Source organism: Salegentibacter lacus (assembly GCF_020164555.1).
Classification (GTDB): domain Bacteria; phylum Bacteroidota; class Bacteroidia; order Flavobacteriales; family Flavobacteriaceae; genus Salegentibacter; species Salegentibacter lacus.
On sequence record NZ_JAIQZB010000013.1, the window covers coordinates 97,871 to 115,555 of the forward strand.

At 34.9% G+C, this 17,685-nt stretch carries 14 protein-coding genes; 8 read left to right on the plus strand and 6 right to left on the minus strand.

Features of this window, described 5'->3' with window-relative positions:
• The first annotated feature begins 166 nt into the window (after positions 1–166).
• From LB465_RS12065 to LB465_RS12080, 4 genes are all read left to right on the plus strand, one after another.
• Positions 167–316, plus strand: coding sequence for a hypothetical protein (locus LB465_RS12065; protein ID WP_224470119.1), 150 nt, complete (start codon positions 167–169; stop codon positions 314–316).
• A gap of 158 nt (positions 317–474) precedes the next feature.
• The gene (locus LB465_RS12070) at positions 475–795 is read left to right on the plus strand and encodes a phosphoribosylpyrophosphate synthetase (protein WP_224470120.1); all 321 of its coding nucleotides are present in this window, start codon (positions 475–477) and stop codon (positions 793–795) included.
• 98 nt (positions 796–893) lie between these two features.
• On the plus strand, positions 894–1,388 hold the full coding sequence (locus LB465_RS12075; RefSeq protein WP_224470121.1) for a Dps family protein: 495 nt from the start codon (positions 894–896) through the stop codon (positions 1,386–1,388).
• Between the two features lie 69 nt (positions 1,389–1,457).
• Positions 1,458–2,276: a mechanosensitive ion channel family protein gene (locus tag LB465_RS12080; protein WP_394370934.1), complete on the plus strand. Its 819-nt coding sequence runs from the start codon at positions 1,458–1,460 to the stop codon at positions 2,274–2,276.
• A 491-nt stretch (positions 2,277–2,767) separates the two neighbouring features.
• Here the strand turns inward: LB465_RS12080 and LB465_RS12085 are convergent, their stop codons facing one another.
• Complete coding sequence (locus tag LB465_RS12085) at positions 2,768–6,487, minus strand: metallophosphoesterase (RefSeq protein WP_224470123.1); 3,720 nt, start codon at positions 6,485–6,487, stop codon at positions 2,768–2,770.
• A 53-nt stretch (positions 6,488–6,540) separates the two neighbouring features.
• Between LB465_RS12085 and LB465_RS12090 the strand changes: the two genes are divergently transcribed.
• Positions 6,541–7,725 carry a Pycsar system effector family protein gene (locus tag LB465_RS12090; RefSeq protein ID WP_224470124.1) on the plus strand — a complete coding sequence of 395 codons (1,185 nt, stop codon included), beginning with the start codon at positions 6,541–6,543 and terminating at the stop codon, positions 7,723–7,725.
• On the opposite strand, the gene LB465_RS12095 is transcribed toward LB465_RS12090, so the two are convergent.
• Complete coding sequence (locus LB465_RS12095; protein WP_224470125.1) at positions 7,717–10,086, minus strand: GAF domain-containing protein; 2,370 nt, start codon at positions 10,084–10,086, stop codon at positions 7,717–7,719. The genes LB465_RS12090 and LB465_RS12095 overlap by 9 nt on opposite strands.
• A 138-nt stretch (positions 10,087–10,224) precedes the next feature.
• On the opposite strand from LB465_RS12095, the gene LB465_RS12100 reads away from it, so the two are divergent.
• Positions 10,225–11,346 carry a TlpA disulfide reductase family protein gene (locus LB465_RS12100; RefSeq protein ID WP_224470126.1) on the plus strand — a complete coding sequence of 374 codons (1,122 nt, stop codon included), beginning with the start codon at positions 10,225–10,227 and terminating at the stop codon, positions 11,344–11,346.
• A gap of 73 nt (positions 11,347–11,419) precedes the next feature.
• Here LB465_RS12100 and LB465_RS12105 read toward each other — a convergent pair whose 3' ends face one another.
• Together LB465_RS12105 and LB465_RS12110 are read right to left on the minus strand one after the other, a co-directional pair.
• Positions 11,420–12,112, minus strand: a complete 693-nt coding sequence (locus LB465_RS12105) for an SIMPL domain-containing protein (RefSeq protein WP_224470127.1) — start codon at positions 12,110–12,112, stop codon at positions 11,420–11,422.
• Positions 12,113–12,159: 47 nt separating this feature from the next.
• Entirely contained in the window at positions 12,160–12,807 is a 648-nt protein-coding gene (locus LB465_RS12110) for a rhomboid family intramembrane serine protease (RefSeq protein ID WP_224470128.1), read from the minus strand.
• Between the two features lie 52 nt (positions 12,808–12,859).
• Here LB465_RS12110 and LB465_RS12115 point away from each other — a divergent pair, with 52 nt between their 5' ends.
• Positions 12,860–13,762, plus strand: coding sequence for a lysophospholipid acyltransferase family protein (locus tag LB465_RS12115; RefSeq protein WP_224470129.1), 903 nt, complete (start codon positions 12,860–12,862; stop codon positions 13,760–13,762).
• On the opposite strand, the gene glmM is transcribed toward LB465_RS12115, so the two are convergent.
• A complete protein-coding gene (gene glmM, locus LB465_RS12120; RefSeq protein ID WP_224470130.1) occupies positions 13,759–15,144 on the minus strand; it encodes a phosphoglucosamine mutase in 1,386 nt (461 codons plus the stop codon). The two genes, LB465_RS12115 and glmM, sit on opposite strands and share 4 nt — an antisense overlap.
• 186 nt (positions 15,145–15,330) lie before the next feature.
• Between glmM and LB465_RS12125 the strand changes: the two genes are divergently transcribed.
• Complete coding sequence (locus LB465_RS12125) at positions 15,331–15,912, plus strand: acyl carrier protein phosphodiesterase (RefSeq protein ID WP_224470131.1); 582 nt, start codon at positions 15,331–15,333, stop codon at positions 15,910–15,912.
• A 50-nt stretch (positions 15,913–15,962) separates the two neighbouring features.
• On the opposite strand, the gene LB465_RS12130 is transcribed toward LB465_RS12125, so the two are convergent.
• Positions 15,963–17,615: a hypothetical protein gene (locus LB465_RS12130; RefSeq protein ID WP_224470132.1), complete on the minus strand. Its 1,653-nt coding sequence runs from the start codon at positions 17,613–17,615 to the stop codon at positions 15,963–15,965.
• Between the last annotated feature and the right edge of the window lie 70 nt (positions 17,616–17,685).

The following is a 17,685-nucleotide window of genomic DNA, read 5'->3' on the forward strand; positions in this document are numbered from 1 at the left end:
TTCCTTTATTTTATTTTAACGAAATCGCTAATTTGCAAATATCCAATAAATTCGTGAGTTAAGAAACTTCACCTTTGCAAAAGTTTTTTACAAAGATATTAAGCTTAATAAAAAAATTAAAAATGTATATCGAAATCCCTAAAACCGAAAATTCAACTTTCAATCTATGAAATTTCATAAAACTTACTGGCTTTATATAATTGCTGCTATTATCACCATTGTAGGTTTGGTAACAGGATGGTACTTCTTTTTTTTACTGGTTTTTCCATTAGGTCTTTTCAGCTTCGGAAATAATAAAAATGGGAATGATAATTAAAAGCATTTTTTCCTTTATAGTCAACGCAATTAATTCCGCTAAAGCCTTTAAAAATAAGGCTTCATAAGGAGTTAAACTTATCCTAAACAGGTTTCATTATTTGCATATCAGGGCCTGTAAACGTAATTTAACACTATTAATCAGTCAAACAATTTAAAATGAAAGATTACGGAACGCTTTCTCAAGCGATAAACAAATTAAAACTGGAAGAAGGTTACGAACACGATTTCAATCTTTTAGATGAAGAAATAGAACTTAAATCTAAAAAAGAAACTTTTGGAGTTGAAGATTTTGAGGTGGATAAAGTACTTCGCTTTGAAGGAATGAGCAATCCAGATGATAATGCTATACTTTACGCTATAACCACTTCTAAAGACTACAAAGGAGTTCTTGTAGATGGCTATGGAATTTCTAGCGGCCAGGTTTCTAAAGAAATGATGAAAAAGCTTGATTTAAAGGATAACCGCCCAATAAATTAGGCTTCGTTAAACTTCTATTAAATCAGTTAATTTTATTGGCTGAATCCTTAAACTATTATATTTTTGTATTGAATTTTTAAAAACCATAAATTAAAACTATGAGCTATTTAGGACTCGATAAAGAAAAAACAAGTAAAACTGTAGGCGAACTGAATGTACTTCTTGCAGATTATCACTTATACTATCAAAAACTTAGGAATTTTCACTGGAATGTAATCGGAAAAAATTTCTTTGATCTACACGAAAAATTTGAAGAATTATATGATGATGCTAAATTAAAGGTTGATGAGATTGCAGAACGCATTCTTACCCTAAGATATACGCCAATTAGTAATTTGACAGATTATTTAAAAGAATCTAATCTTAAAGAATCTAAAGCAGATTTAACCGATTATGAAATGATCGAAACCCTATTAAAAGATCACGGTACTTTGCTAAAACAAATGCGCTCTGTGGTAGAAACAGCAGATAAAGCAGGTGATGAAGGTACTATAGATCTTATAGGTGCTTATATTAGAGAACTAGAAAAAACAAGCTGGATGTTAGATGCCTGGAAAATGAAAACCACAGATTCTCATAAATCCAGTAAATAATAAGAATTGGAAGAAGAATTTAACCTTAAGGAATCCTTTCAGGGAATTAGTGATAAACTGATAAGTTGGTTGGATTCAATAATATTGAATTTGCCAAACTTCCTTTTGGCAGTTTTAGTCTTTTTAATATTTATTTTTCTGGCCAAATATACTGGCCAGTTAATGAATAAACTACTAGGAAGCCGGGTTAAACAAGATTCTGTTAAACAAATAACCGTGAAGGTGATCAAGGCTATTGTGATCCTTCTCGGTTTTTTTATTGCCCTTGGTATTCTAGACCTCAACAAGGTACTTACTTCTGTGCTTGCCGGTGCAGGTGTTGTTGGTTTAGCTATAGGTCTTGCGCTACAAGGCACCTTAAACAATACTTTTTCAGGAATTATCTTAAGTTTTCTGCCTGAACTTCAAATTGGGGATTGGATAGAAACGAATAATTATGCCGGAGAAGTGGCCGAAATTAACCTTCGAAATATTGTTGTAAAACAAGCCGACAATAATTACGTGGTAATTCCCAATTCTAAAATTGTGGAAGAGCCTTTTAAAAATTTCTCCAGAACTAACCGCTCCCGGGTGATGCTAAATTGCGGAGTTGGTTACTCCTCAAACCTTGAAAAGGTCAAAGAAATAACCATAGGAACCATTTCTGAACATTTCCCTTCCCGTGGAAACGAACAGGTAGAATTTATGTTTACCGAATTTGGTGATAGTTCTATTAATTTCGTGGTACGTTTCTGGACTGATGTTAAAAAGAACCGGGATATTTTAATCGCCAAAGACATCGCTATTATTGAAATCAAGAAAACTTTCGACAAGAATGGTATCAACATCCCATTCCCTATTCGAACTATCGATTTCTCTAATACTTTAAATATGAAAAAACCGGATTAAAGACCTCCAAAGATTCTTAAATTCAAAAGATCCGAAAAGTTCTAGAGCTGTTTCAGACCATTAGCCGAATTTACTTCAGTGTTTTAATCGTAAATTATATCACGAAGAAATGGATTCTCAGCTAAATCTGTCTGAATGGATGGTTAGGTTGAGAATGGTAGTCAAGACCGTTTCTGTATTTTCAACTTTTTACTTCCGAAATTTCTGATTTAGTTTTACTGACAACTTCCAGGTGTTGCGCTGGAAATAGTAAGTATTATAATTCTATGGCATAACTCCTACTGAACCAGTATTGTTAAGCCGAATCACCATCATTCAGAAATAATCTTTTAACTCACCCAAATTATCTTTCAGAAAGGATCTTTCTTAAGCTCAAATGATGTTATCTAATTTTGAAGGTCCATTCTTTTAATTTCAATAAAATAAAGTCAAAAAAAAGCTGCTGGAAAAAATTTCACGGCAGCTTTTTTGATCTTATTTTGTACAATATTTTAGAACTGGAAACCGAATCCAAAAGAGAATCGGTAACCATCGTCACTTCTAAAGAGGCTAAAGGTTCCGTTTACGGCTTCAGCGCTATTTACCCAAAATCCTACTCCGTAGCTATCGTGCCATTGGTTGCTGTCTTCAAAATCGGCCCATACCCTACCTAAATCATAGCCACCAAAAACACCAATTTGTAAGGGTAAAAACCTGGTAGTAAATTGATCAAATCCATATCTAAGATCTGCTCCAGTTGCAAAAGCATTTTTTCCGGCAAAACGCTGCAAACGATACCCTCTCAATCCGGTCTCTCCTCCTAAATGTGCCGCCTGATAAAACTCATAATCATCACCCATATTTAAATGCGCCTGCACTCTTGTTTTAAGAACCAGCTTTCGGTTTGTGGTAAGAGCATTATAGAAACCCCAGTAGGGTTTAAAATATCCATAAACCTGATCGGTATCTGTGGTATTAAGCTGTCCTCCCAAATTCAGTTCAAACTTCATTCCTCTACTTGGGTTAAGCCTATTATCATAACTTTCGTAACGATATAAGGCATCTAACCCGACAAAATATTTTCTGTCAAAGAAATCAGGATCTTCTGTTTCAAATTCTTCGGTAATAAACCTTCCTTCGGATTTTTCAACCTTATTTCCTTCAAAAGTGGCCATGTATCTAAATAAACTACCAAAAGGCGTTTCATTTTCAAATCCGGCTTTTACTCCAAAGCGACTTATTTTTACACGGTTGTAATCAAAATCCAACTCATCATCAAAATTTGGAGTTTGATTTCCGTAGCCAAAAAAGTTTCTGGCAAAATTTGGGCTGGCATAATCGGCACCAACTTTTAGATTATAATTTCCAAGGATGTTGGCAAATTCACCTTCGTAATAAAGATCAAAACCCTGAGTTGCAAAATAATATCCTCCGCCAAAAGTATGTTGGGCGGTAAAAGGATTTCTTTTAAATGCATTAATAGTATTTACAACTTCAAGCCCTATTTTAAAACCATCATCCGGGTTAAATCCAAATCCGGGTAAAATAGCTCCCGTTGTAAAGTTCTTTTTATCCTTGTCGTAGGTATTAATTTCATAATCATCGGTAAGTCTAAATTTAGCACCACCGTCTTCTTCTATAGTATTTGGTTTAGATTTATGATCGTAGATTTTAAGCCTGTTATTATTCTTAACGGTATAAATATCATTATTCTGGCCACCAATTATTCTTAAGAAAATATAATTGTCACCTTCTCCTTCTACTTGAATTCGATCATCATCATCCAATGCATATAACCAAATTTCATCAGTCTCTTCTTTATGATAAATTTTATCACTTAAAACATCAGCTCTTTCACCGCCTTTATTTCTACTAATTTTAATTCGGGTTTTTCCGTCTTTCATTCGGGTAACATCTACAAAATCATCCTTATCTGTCCCCGTAACGATAGCCAGATCGGCAAAGTGATCGTAATAGCGCATCGCGATATCTACAATATTATCCCTTCTTGCTTTTACTTTTTCAATTAATTCTTTTGTAGTATCATCGTAAGTTTTAGGCGGAAGTTTTTTAAATGCTTCCTCAATAACCGCATCGGTGATATTCTCCTGAATAAATTCAGCCTGCTCTCTCCAGGTCTCTTTTCCTACATTTTGAAGCAAAGAACGATCTAAACCGGTTGCTGAAACATTAAACCATTCTACATCATTAATATCTTCTCCGTAAACTGCAAATTGAGAGGCAAAGCCCGTTAATGCTCTTAGCGTTCCAAAAAAAGCGCCATCAAAATTAGAAAATACCTGGTCTCTATCTCGGGGAATTGGTTCAAAAACGCGATTACCCTCTTCATCTTCAATTTCGGCCCAACGCCATTGGTCTTGATGCCTGTCCCAATCGCCAATAAGCATGTCAAATATCCTGGCTTTTACATAAGCAGATTCATCTAACGAGTATTTTTCGTCCCGGCGTAAGCGGTCAAACATCCCAGCGGTACTTTGTATGTCATGGTTTGGAGAACCAAAACTCTCTGCACCCAACCAGTGATCTTCGGGTCGCTCCTCTATCATATAAATTGCATCCCCGTGTTCTTCATTATATTTCCCTAATTTGGGTTGTTTTGGTAAATAATAAATTTCGGGGTTGGTGTGATGCACTCCTATAGCATCAGCCATAGTAGGGATAGCCAAAAATGCATAAGGATGCGCTGCAGTATAAAAGTCAGAAATAATATCTTCTGCTACTGTATTTTCTAATTGGGTCTCAATAGGAGTATTTTTAAAAGCTACCGTTTGTAAAAATTGAACTGCTTTCTTTTTAAGTCTTCTAAAGTTATATTCACGATCTAAACTATCTTTCATTCTAATAGAAATCGTTTGATGACCACCGCCAGCCCTCATTGGCGTTAAACCTCCATACAGAGTATCCAGATCTGCCACTTCTAAAGTGATATCCGTACCGTAAAGTTCACGGTATCGCTCTCCCCAAACTGTTCTATGCACCGATCCTTTATCGGTTTCATCTTCCGGGTAAACCGAGGTAGTAACTGTCTCATCAAATTCCTGTGGAAATTCAGAAACATCAAATTTTCTAGGAGCTTCAAATATTTCTTTCTGAAATAAGAGTTTTGGTTTATTTTCTTTATTTCCATAAAAACTAACCCAGGATGAACCGTCTTTAAACACATCATAAACTGCAAATCCTTGATCAGGATAAGCAAAAACCCCATCGTTACTTAAAGTAGCGTAAGTTGCCTTTGAAGTTGAACCCGAAACAATTTGCTTTATTTTTCCGTGTTCTATGTATTGTAAGGAATGTTCGTGACCGCTCACAAAGATTAATCGGTCCGACTTTTGGCCTAAGGTTTCCAGGCGTTTTACTAAAGATTTATAACGTTCGTTTTGCGCATCCTGGATAGAAACACCACCTGTTGTTCTAATTAAAGTAGCCAAAGAGCCTAGAATTGGTACTGGAATTTTCTTTTGTGAAGGATAAATGTGTCGGTTAAAATTATACTGTCCACCGTGAATGCCATTGGTAAACAATGGATGGTGAAGCGCTACAATAATATTTTTGTTCTGGCTTTTTTTAAATTCGGTTTCTATTTCAAGAAACATCGCTTCCCGGGTTTTAATTTCGGCACAATCGTCGTTTATCGTAGGACTTTTATCCCAGTCTTCAAGATACCACTGTGAGTCTATTACTATTAGCGTAATATCTTCGCCAATATCCATAATTTCCAGGCCGCAACCTGTTTTTGGACTCCATATTAGATCTTCTCCAAATTTTTCTTTTAAATATTCTTCTTCCCGTTCTAAACCATCAATACGTTCATTATACCAATCGTGATTACCGGGAATAAACAGCACATTACCATCGTAATCTTCAATGGCATCTAACTGGGCATCTATTCTATACTCAGCAGCTTCTCTATCAGGATGACCTTTTTTAGGCATTCCATCGGGATAAATATTATCACCCAGGAAAATGGTATAATTATCTGATTGTTTTACTGAATCCAGGTAACTTTTAAAAGCTATAAGACCTTCAGAACTTCCTCCAATGGGCGAATAACCGCCATCACCTAATAAGTAGAAGGATTTTTCAATTTCTTTATCTGTAGGATATCCAAAATTAGAAGTACGTTCACCTTCGCGGTATTTAGGGTCTGATGAGACACACGAAAAAATCACTAACAGGGCAGTTAGTGATATAAAGATGTTAGTTTTTTTCATAAGGGGAATTGAACATTTTTTGTACTTTGGCTAACAAAAACAAGCTAAAATATATGAATAATCTCATTGAAAAAGCAGATGATTTTGTTTTGAAACTTTTCAAGGAAAAATTACCGAACACGTATATATACCATAATTACAAGCATACAGAACGGGTGGTTAAAAGTACTAAAGAATTAATAGCCAATTCTGAAATTAATGTTAAACAAGAAGAGGCACTCTTGCTTGCAGCGTGGCTACACGACACCGGCTACACCCGTACTTTTAAGGGCCACGAAGAAGAAAGCACAAAAATTGCCGAAGACTTTCTGAAGGGAAATAATGCGACACCAGAGTTAACTAAAGATGTGCTAAAATATATTAAGGCAACAAAATTTGACTATAAACCTGAAAGTCTCCCTGAAAAAATTATAAAAGATGCCGACTCATCTCATTTTGCAAAAGATTATTTTGAAGAAACCAGCGAACTTCTGAGGCAGGAATTAGAACTCCATAATATTAAGAATTTTACTACCGGCGAATGGATTCAGGAGAATATAAGAATGTTTACTGAAAAACATCAATTCTATACCGATTATGCTATTCAGGAATGGGGACCTAAAAAGGAAGAAAACTTACTGGATCTCATTGGAGATAAGAATAAGCAAGAAAAGAAACTAAAAAAGGAAGAAGCTAAAGCGCGAATGAAAGCGCGTTATAAAAACGATAATCCTGAACGGAGTATTCAAACGCTGTTTAGGGTAACGCTTAGGAACCACATAAAATTAAGTGATATTGCAGATACCAAGGCCAACATTCTACTTTCGGTAAATGCGATAATTATTTCCCTGGCGCTGGCCAATATGATTCCGAAATTAGATGCTGCCAGTAATAAGCATTTGTTGATACCTACACTAATCCTAATTTTATTTAGTGTGGCCTCAATAATACTTTCGGTATTATCTACCCGGCCGCAGGTTACCAGCGGTGAATTCACCAAAGAACAGGTGAAAAACCGGGAAGTAAACCTTCTATTCTTTGGGAATAGTCATAAAATGCCATTTGAACAGTTTAAGTGGGGAATGAAAGAGATTATTAAAGATAAAGACTATGTCTACGAATCTTTAATGTTAGATCTTCACCTGCTTGGAAAAGTCTTGCATAGAAAGTATAAAATTCTTAGAATTACTTATACGGTGTTTATGATAGGGATTATTGTTTCGGTAGTTGCTTTTGTAGGTGCTTTTTACCTAATGTAATTCTTCCATTAAATTTTCATAGGTAATAGATCTATCGGGTTCATTGGTATCTGGCGTATATAAAACGTTTATTCGGATAGCTTTGAGCCCTACTACTCCCTGAACATCCTCAAGTTCCAGCAGCTCCAAATCCTCACCCAAATAATTCTTGGTTTGAAGGTATTTGATGTATCTCAAATATTCCTTTTCATCTCCACGCTGGCTATAAACAATTGCGATTTTGCCTTTTTGGGTAATGCGCTCTTCTGTTCCTTTAATAAAAGATTTATCTATTCGTTTTTTAATAATTTCATAGCGTGCATTATAGGTGCCATCAACATCAAATTTCTTTTCATCCATCCTGTATCTAATAGACATAGTAGAGTTATAGACCAGGATTAAGGAAGCAGCATCAAGTTTAATTGGTGTGGTTTGTTGCAACTGGTAAAAACGGTTTTCCATTTCGCACATGGTACTCAATTGCCATAGCCTTAGATTATATAAATACACCTTATTAAAAGGACGGTCCTTTACCATAGATGGGCCAATATAAATATTGTGGTCTACCCCATCGGTTTTGTAACGTTCAAAATAATGCGGATAAATTTTTTGCGCTGCAATTTGTTTTCTATCCAAGAAACGGGACATAGTGCGGTTAATTTGCTGCACGGTCTCATCGTATTTTTTACGATGATTGTAGATTATTCCGGTTTCGGGATTAAGTTGATTTTTATATTCCTCAACCAACTTTTTTAATTCTGAAGACTGTTTACTTAAATGGCTCATGATAGGATTCACTTCCTTCTGAAGCAAGTTAAACACCTTTTGCTCACTGGAAGCATTCAGGCTGCTTTCCAGCTCATCAATAAAATCAGAAATTCTAAATTTAACCTGCTCATAAATTGGAAGCTCTTCCAGCTCATAAGCCTTATCAATAATAGACTGAATTTCCTTTAATTGATTAAGCAAATCTTTTTGAATTGCATCATTTCTAGCATCTGAAGAGGCCACCACATCTATTTGCCCATATAATGGATAAATGTCTTTAAAAACAATATCCTTGAACGAAGCCAGACCATCATCATCATAATCTCTTATATACTTCTTGGCTTCTTTTTCAAAAACCCACAGTACACTTGGGTGTATGGAAGTGCATTCACTCTGGATCACAGCTTTCACCCTATTTTCGAAATCGCTACGATTTCTATCTACCGCAGTGGCGATATAAGGCAGGATTTCATCCAATTTAATAGTATTAATACTATTAAGCTGATTCTTTTTCCGGGCCACCAATTCTAAAACTCCTAACAAACGATTGTTCTTTACTACCGGCGCCAGAATACAACTTTTAACGTCACCTTCCTTTAATCTTCTCGAAAGGATATTATTTTCAGTTTTTTTGGCGTATTCATCTACGTTGGCAATACTAAAAAAACTATGATTTTTAAAAATATTATTAAAACCTTCTTCACAAACTCCCTTTTTACATTCACCTACCAATTCGTCATTCAGAATATAACTACTGGCTTCTTTATATTCCATTTTTTCGAACATTTCGTCCTGCAGATTATAAATAGTAAAACCTACCCTGAGATCTGGGATTTTGTATATGGATCTAAAAATTTCCTCTAATTTCTGGAGTTCATCTTTTTCTGAAGATTTTTCGAAAAGTAAAGCTGTTTTTAATTCAGAGATAGCGTCATCCATAGTGACATCGGTAAGGTTTACTATAGTAAAACCTTTAAAAACCCAACTATTTGGCGGGAATTTTTCGTGCCACAAATCTATATTCTCTACATTTTGCAGTAGTTCATCTACATCTTCATCAGTAATTTTCTTAGCATTTTCCTTAGGATAGATATCAATAAAATCCCCGTTTAAAGCAATTCGATACCGTCTAACTATACCCTGTTTATCGGGTATATCAAAATATAAAGGCCGGGAATAATCTATATTATAACCGTAATAATCATTTAAAATATTAATGCATTCCTGCACATATACCGTTTTATTATCCAGATTTCTTATTTCGAGTTCAAAATCATCAGGAGTAGACTCCATTATTTTTTTTAAACGCTTAGATCTATTAAATAAGAAATTTTGAAATGGTATTGAAGCAGCTTTAATTTCGTTATTAGTAAGTACATTAGGAAAAAGATCGTCTAATAAGACCCTTACAGGCTCCTTGTATTTTTTAAGTTCTTTAAAATCTTTAATCCCATCGGTTAAAGCGGGAAAAGATTCTACGTGTTCAAGAATACTTTGTATATAATTTCGGGAAATTTTATTTTCTTCACACTCTAGCTGTTTTTTATACTGCTCAACAACTTTATGAAAACTAATTTGAATCTCAAAAGGTAAATTTTCTTTCTGTTCTTTCATAAATAGGTAATATCTGTTAAAATTACATATTCCGCAAGGCTTACAAATTTACACAGTTTAAATTAACAATTTTTTATAAAATTAGGAAGGTATTGCCACGCCAGATGCTTATTTTTGTCTCAAATAAAACAATTTTTTATGCGTAAAATAATAGTAATGCTGGCTGTTACCGCCGTATTTGCTTCCTGCCAGGAAGATAAAGGATATTTCATCTCTGGAAATGCTCCCGAAATGGAAAATGGAAAGATGGTTTATGTTTCTGAAATTGACGAAAACACCAATAGACCAAAAAGAATAGATTCTACCACACTTGAAGACGGAAAATTTGAATTGAACCTGGAAGATCCAGAATCTCCAAATTTAAGTTTTCTTGAATTTGAAGGACTTCAGGGCAATGTGATTTTTATTGCTGAAAATGAAGAAATAAATTTCAAAGTTTATAAAGATAGTTTAAGAGCTTCTGAAGTAAGTGGAGGAAAGGAGAATCGTTTATTATCTGAATATTTAGGTCACCTAAAAAACGTAAATGAACAGGTAACAAAAGGTCGTACCGAAATGCGCTCTGCGTTCCAGAAAAAAGACAGCACTAAACTTCTTACCCTTCAGGAAACTGAAAAAGAAATTATAGACAACGATAAAGTCTTTAAGAAAAAGATCGTTAAAGAGAACCCGGATTCTTTTGTTTCTGTAATGGTGATTAGCGATATGCTTAGAATGAAATCGTATCCCGTAAACGAAATTAAAGAAATGTTTGACGGACTTTCAGAGGAAGTAAGAAATACCGCTATTGGAAAGCAAATTGCTCAACAACTTGAAAAAGATAATAAAGTAGCAGTTGGGAGTAAAGCACCTAACTTTACTGCGCCTACTCCAGATGGTGACGAACTTTCTTTAAAGGACGCAATGGGAAAAGTAACGGTAATCGATTTTTGGGCGGCCTGGTGTAAACCTTGTCGTGTAGAAAATCCTAATTTGGTTAAAACTTATAATAAGTACAAAGACGATGGACTAAGTATTATTGGAGTTTCTTTAGACCGTCCAGGCCAAAAGGATCGTTGGATAAAGGCCATTGAAGAAGATGGTTTGCCATGGCACCAGGTTTCTCACCTTGAGTTCTGGCAAGATCCCGTTGCTCAACTCTACGGAATTAGAGCTATCCCTGCCGCTTTTGTTTTAGATGAAGAAGGAACTATTGTAGCCCGTAATCTTAGAGGCGACGATTTAGATAACAAAATTGGAGAACTACTTAATAAGGGTTAGATATTCTCATTTTTCCATAAAATAAAAAAGCGCCTTCCTGGCGCTTTTTCTATGAATAAATTTCTCGATTTCCTTATTCCATAAGTAGCTGAAAAGCTACATTTACACTTATACTCACTTCCATTTCCCCGGGAGCAATAGTTTCCTGGTTTGAAGCCTGGTCTGAAGAAGCTTTCATTTCCATAGCGCGGTATACGGGTTGATTATTATTACTACTTCCTTCACTAATCATAAAAGCGTTTCCCACTTTTTGCCCTAAAGGTTCAGCTAATGCTTCAGCTTTTTCTTTTGCATTTAATACGGCTTTTCTTCTGGCTTCAGCCTTATGCTTTTCAATATCTGAAGATTCGAATTCAATTCCGTTTATTCCGTTGAGGCCATTTTCCAGCAAACCTTTCATAATAGATTCATATTTACTGATATCTTCCAAGGTAATTGAAATTGCCTGATTAGCTACATAAGTGTATGTTTTATCATTATAATTATATCGTTTGTTCAAATTGATATAATTAGTATTGATGTTTTTTTCAGCTATTCCTTCAGATTTTAAATATTTAATCACTTTATCTACCACTTCATCGTTTTGAGATTTAACAGAGGTAGCGCTTTGGCCTTCGTGTTCAATTTGAGAATTTATAGTAACCTTATCTGGGGATACTTTTACAATTCCCTCACCGGTAACATAGATTCCCGGATTATTGTTTTCATTTTGAGCCTGCATTCCCAGCCCGGTAATTACAGCAAAAAGTAAGATTATTTTTTTCATAGGTGATTTATATTTGTTGAAATCTCTTATACAAGAAGAATACCAAATTAGATTTTTCCCATTTTTTGCAGAATAAATAAGAAAACAATGGGAAGTGCCAGTAGTATTACCATTAGCAAATGCTCTTCAAAAACCCAGCTGGCAAGTAACAAGGTTAACAAGTAGCCGCCTACCGCACCACCAAAATGTGCATCATGACCAATATTTCCTAACTGGCGCTTCATTCCGTAAATAGTGTAAAACAAGTAACCTATTCCAAAAATATAAGCCGGCACCGGAATAATAAAAAATAATCCCAGCATCATATCTGGCCTTAATAAAATTGCAGAATACAGTACGCCCATTACCGCACCACTTGCTCCCACAGCCGTATAATGCATATCTTTTTTATGAAAATAATATGATAGCAGATTTCCTAAAACCAAACTGGCGAGGTAAACTAAAATAAACCCTACGGTTCCAAGAAAAAAGATCACCGAATTGGCAAAAAAATAAAGCGTTAGCATATTTACCAAAAGGTGGGTAGTATTTACATGCAAAAATCCCGAAGTTAGGATTTGAAATTTAGCACCGCGGTTTATATCGGCGATATTAAATTTATATTTCTGAAAAAAAGAGTCGTCTTTAAATCCTTTGAATGAAACCAATACATTTACACCAATTATTATAAGGGTAACCAGGTTTAATTCTCCCATAGTAGCTTTAATTTAGTGCCAAATATACCATATATTTGCTGAAAATTATTTTATGCAGGCTGTAGTTTTTTGGTTGATTTATCCGTTGCTTTGGCTTATTTCCGTACTTCCATTTCCTCTTTTTTACCGTGTTTCAGACGTGGTTTATTTTCTAGTTTATCACCTTATAGGTTATAGAAAGAAAACCGTAACAAATAATCTAAAACTTGTTTTTCCTGAAAAATCGTCGGAAGAAATTATTAAGATTAGAAAGAAATTCTATTCACATATGTGTGATATGTTTCTAGAAATGATAAAAAGTATTTCTATTTCTGAAGCAGAACTTAAAAAACGCTTTGTTTATACAAATATTGAAGAAATAAGACGAATAGAAAAACTCGACAAAAGTATTATGCTCATGTGTGGGCATTATGCCAGTTTTGAATGGCTTTTTGCTTTACAACTCCACGAACTTAAACACAGCGCTTTTGGGATTTACAAAAAAATTAGAAATCCCGGTTTTGATAAACTTATTAATGATATAAGACGACGATTTGGCGCCGAACTTATCCAAAACTCTAAAGCCAATATGCGCATTAGCCGAAATGAAAATGCCGGCCTGCGTGGAGCTTATGCCATGATAGCCGACCAATCTCCTAAAACAGCCAGTTATAAATTCTGGACAGATTTTATGGGAAAAAAAGTTCCTTTTTATACAGGATCTGAAAGGATAGCTAAAGAATTTGATATGGTAGTACTCTACCTGCACGTAGAAAAAGTAAAAAGAGGCCATTATAAAGCCTCTTTAATTAATATTTCTGATAATCCTGCTGAAACTGAAAACAATCAAATTACCTTAGATTATATTCAGCATTTAGAAAAACAGATTCGCGAAAAACCAGAACTTTATCTCTGGACGCACAAGCGTTGGAAACATCTTGGAAAAGAAATTCCCAAAAATGCTGTGGTACGTTAGGCTATAATTTTCTTAATTTCCTTAATCATATTTTCAGCCAGCTCATCTGCCTTTTCCTGACTTTTTGCTTCGGTATAAATTCTAATAATCGGTTCGGTATTCGATTTTCTCAAATGCACCCAGTTTTCAGGGAAATCTATTTTCACCCCGTCTACTGTAGAGATTTGTTCATCTTTATATTTCTCCTCCATAGCTTTTAAAATTCCGTCCACATCAATTTCAGGAGTCAACTGAATTTTATTTTTGCTCATATAATAAGCTGTATATTTTTTTCTTAATTCAGAAACGCTAATGTTTTTTTCGGCTAAATAGGTTAAAAACAATCCAACTCCCACCAGACTATCACGTCCGTAATGAGATTCGGGATAAATAATTCCGCCATTGCCCTCTCCACCAATAACCGCATTAGAATCTTTCATTAGCTGTACGACATTAACTTCACCTACCGCACTGGCATTGTATTCCCCGCCGTGCTTTTTAGTGACATCACTAAGCGCTCTTGAAGATGATAAATTACTTACAGTATTTCCCGGAGTTTTAGATAGCACATAATCGGCACATGCAACAAGGGTATATTCTTCTCCAAACATTTCTCCGTGTTCATCAATAAAAGCAAGCCTATCTACATCTGGATCTACTACGATCCCAAAATCGGCTTTTTCCTTTTTTACTAATTCACAAATATCGGTAAGGTGTTCTTTTAAAGGTTCCGGATTATGCGGAAAATGCCCGTTTGGCTCGCAATAAAGTTCTACTACCTCAACGCCCATTTTCTTCAAAAGATCAGGAATTACAATTCCGCCGCTAGAATTCACTCCATCTACCACAACTTTAAAACCGGCCTTTCTTATCTTTTCAGCATCCACAAGTTTAAGTTTCAAAACCTCTTCTATGTGAATATCCATATAATTATCTATCCTGGTAATCATACCGAGGTCATCAACTTCCGAAAAATCAAAATTATCCTGCTCTGCATATTCCAGAATTTTTGCCCCTTCTGCCCCATCCAAAAATTCACCTTTACTATTTAATAATTTGAGGGCATTCCATTGCTTTGGGTTATGGCTGGCGGTTAAGATAATTCCACCATCCGCATTTTCTAAAGGCACGGCAATTTCTACCGTCGGTGTGGTTGATAGGTCTATATCTATCACATCTATCCCTAAACCGGTTAAGGTATTCATTGTTAAATCCTGTACCATTTTTCCAGAAATCCTGGCGTCGCGACCTACAACTACCTTTAATTTTTCATTTTCTGAATTATTTTTTAACCAGGTTCCGTAGGCAGCGGCAAATTTTACTGTATCTATTGGCGTAAGATTATCACCTGTTTTACCTCCAATAGTACCGCGTATACCTGAAATAGATTTAATTAAACTCATAGTTTATTTTAGATTAAATATTCTTTAATAGTAAGCCAGCTAAGAGCTAGCTCCGTATTTTATTTATAGATATATAAACCTCGATTATCGAGTAAAATTTTAACAAATATACAAGGAGCAGTCAGGTAGCGCCAAAACTTAACAAAAATTAAACAGGAAACTACCGGATTTATGTAACTTTCAAAGATGAATTTCTTAGCACACATATACCTTTCGGGCGATAATGACGAATTAAAAATCGGGAATTTTATCGCAGATTCGATTAAAGGAAAACAGTATTTAGAATATCCACCGGAAATTCAAAAGGGAATTGTACTGCATCGTGCTATTGATACTTTTACTGATACTCATCCTATTGTAAGCAAAAGTGTAGCACGTTTATTTGACAGGTATGGACATTATAGCCGCGTTATCGTAGACATTTTATATGATCATTTTCTAGCAGCAAACTGGAAAGATTACAGTGATATTCCTTTAAAGATTTATACTGAAGATTTTTATAAACTTCTTCAAGATAATTTTGAAGTTTTACCAAAACCAGTTCAAAATTTTCTTCCATATATGATTGCTGATAACTGGCTTTTTAATTATCGAAAAATAGATGGCATTGAGAAAATTCTTTTTCAAATGAACCGAAGAATTAAATACCGTGCTAAAATGTATTTAGCCGTTGAAGAATTACGTGAGTTTTATGACGAATTTGAGAATGAATTTAGGATGTTTTTTGAGGAGTTAAGAGCTTTTGTAAAAGTTGAAATGAGCAATTAAAAAAAGAGCCCGATTTGGGCTCTTTAGTTTTATAGGTTAAAGTTAAAAAATTAGTTTGAAGGATTGATATTTGCAGGATTAACTCCATTCAATATTGTTGGATCGTTAGATAAAACTATGTCATCCATAGCAAAATCGTTTCCTGTATTATCTTCTTCACGATCTCTAATTCTAATAATCATCGAACCATCTTCAGTAGCTGTCATTGTAAATCCTACTGTTTTCCAAACAGAACTAGCATCGGTAACTAACGGATCAATTAAGAAGTTCCCAGCTGTAACTCCAGATTCTGGATTGCCGGTACGATATCTAACCCTTAGTCTAGCATTATTTTGATCTGGTGAACTAATATCTTTAACTCTCATTTTTAAGAAATAAGTATCACCTGCACATAATTCCGGAGTTTCCATTGTATAGATAACTCTATCTGATTTATCAGGAGAACCATCAAATACGATCATATTTCCATCATCACCAGGTTGATTAGGACCTACAAAACCAGACCAGTATTTAGATGGATCATTGGTAATAAGATACCCCCCAAATGGAGCAGTAGCCGCTGGATTATCGGCATTAGTATAATCACCATCGTTATTAGTATCTACATCAATATAATCGGTTTGTAAGTTGGTTAAAGAAACTACACCTGTCCCAAAGTCCTGTACCCAGTCTTCAACCACACTACTTAATAAACAAGGATCTGAATCTTCTCCACAATAAGGACCTTCTCTAAAATGCCAGTACTTTTGTTTACCATTAATTTCGAAGTTAGGATCTTTAGTATCTTCATCAGTAAAGTCACCTCTTCTAATTAAGGTTTCATTTCCTTGAGCATCGATAGTCCAAATCTCACCATAGAACCAGGTTTCACCCTCACCATTACGATCTGGTAATGGAATACATAATGGATCTGCTTGAGTAATTTCCTCACCAGAATTTTCTCCGTTGTTATAATCATTAGTATCATCTACCAAAATATTATCGTCGGTAAAAGCTACAGGCAAATCAGAAGGTATAGATGGATACTCCCAAACTTTTACTCTAAAATGAGAAGGTCTGTGTCTTCCATCATCGTCACATTCATTCCCGAAAAAACAGATGTAAGTAAGAGGTAATTCTTCAAAGTCGAAGAATAAGTAACCATATTCCTGAACATCTTGTTCATCATAACATAATACTTCAACTTCTTGATAATGTTTTGTACCTGCTCTTAAATCGATTTCTTGAGGCAATGGGAAATCTACAAAATTGTGAAAACTATAAGGACCATAATTATTATCACTCCTTGGTGCCATTAAAATTAGATCATCATTACTATTATATACTGCAAAATATTCTAATGAATAAATACCTTGCTCTAGTTCTAGTTCTTCGGCTTCAAAAGTCAAATAATTAGTGTTCCCATCAGAATCACTATCTACTGTAATTGGAATTACGTCTACTTTTATGTAGCCTCCACTAACCCAGTTTCCACCGCCATCCTTAACACCGGCCATAACATATGCAGGATCTGCATCTTCAAAGCACCCTCCAATCGGAGCATCTACAGCCTGCTTAGTTTCTACTTTTCTGTTAAAATCACTAAGAGCACCTTTAAAAGAGAGCGTTACCATCTCTTCTCCAGCCGGTCCATCGGGACTGTCTGGGTTGTCTTCCTTACTACAGGAAGTCATTACCATCGCTAATAGAGCGACATAAGCCAAATAAATTTTAAAGTTTTTCATAATAAAAAATTTAGATTAATTAATAAAAGGTTTGATTAATAAGCCTGTA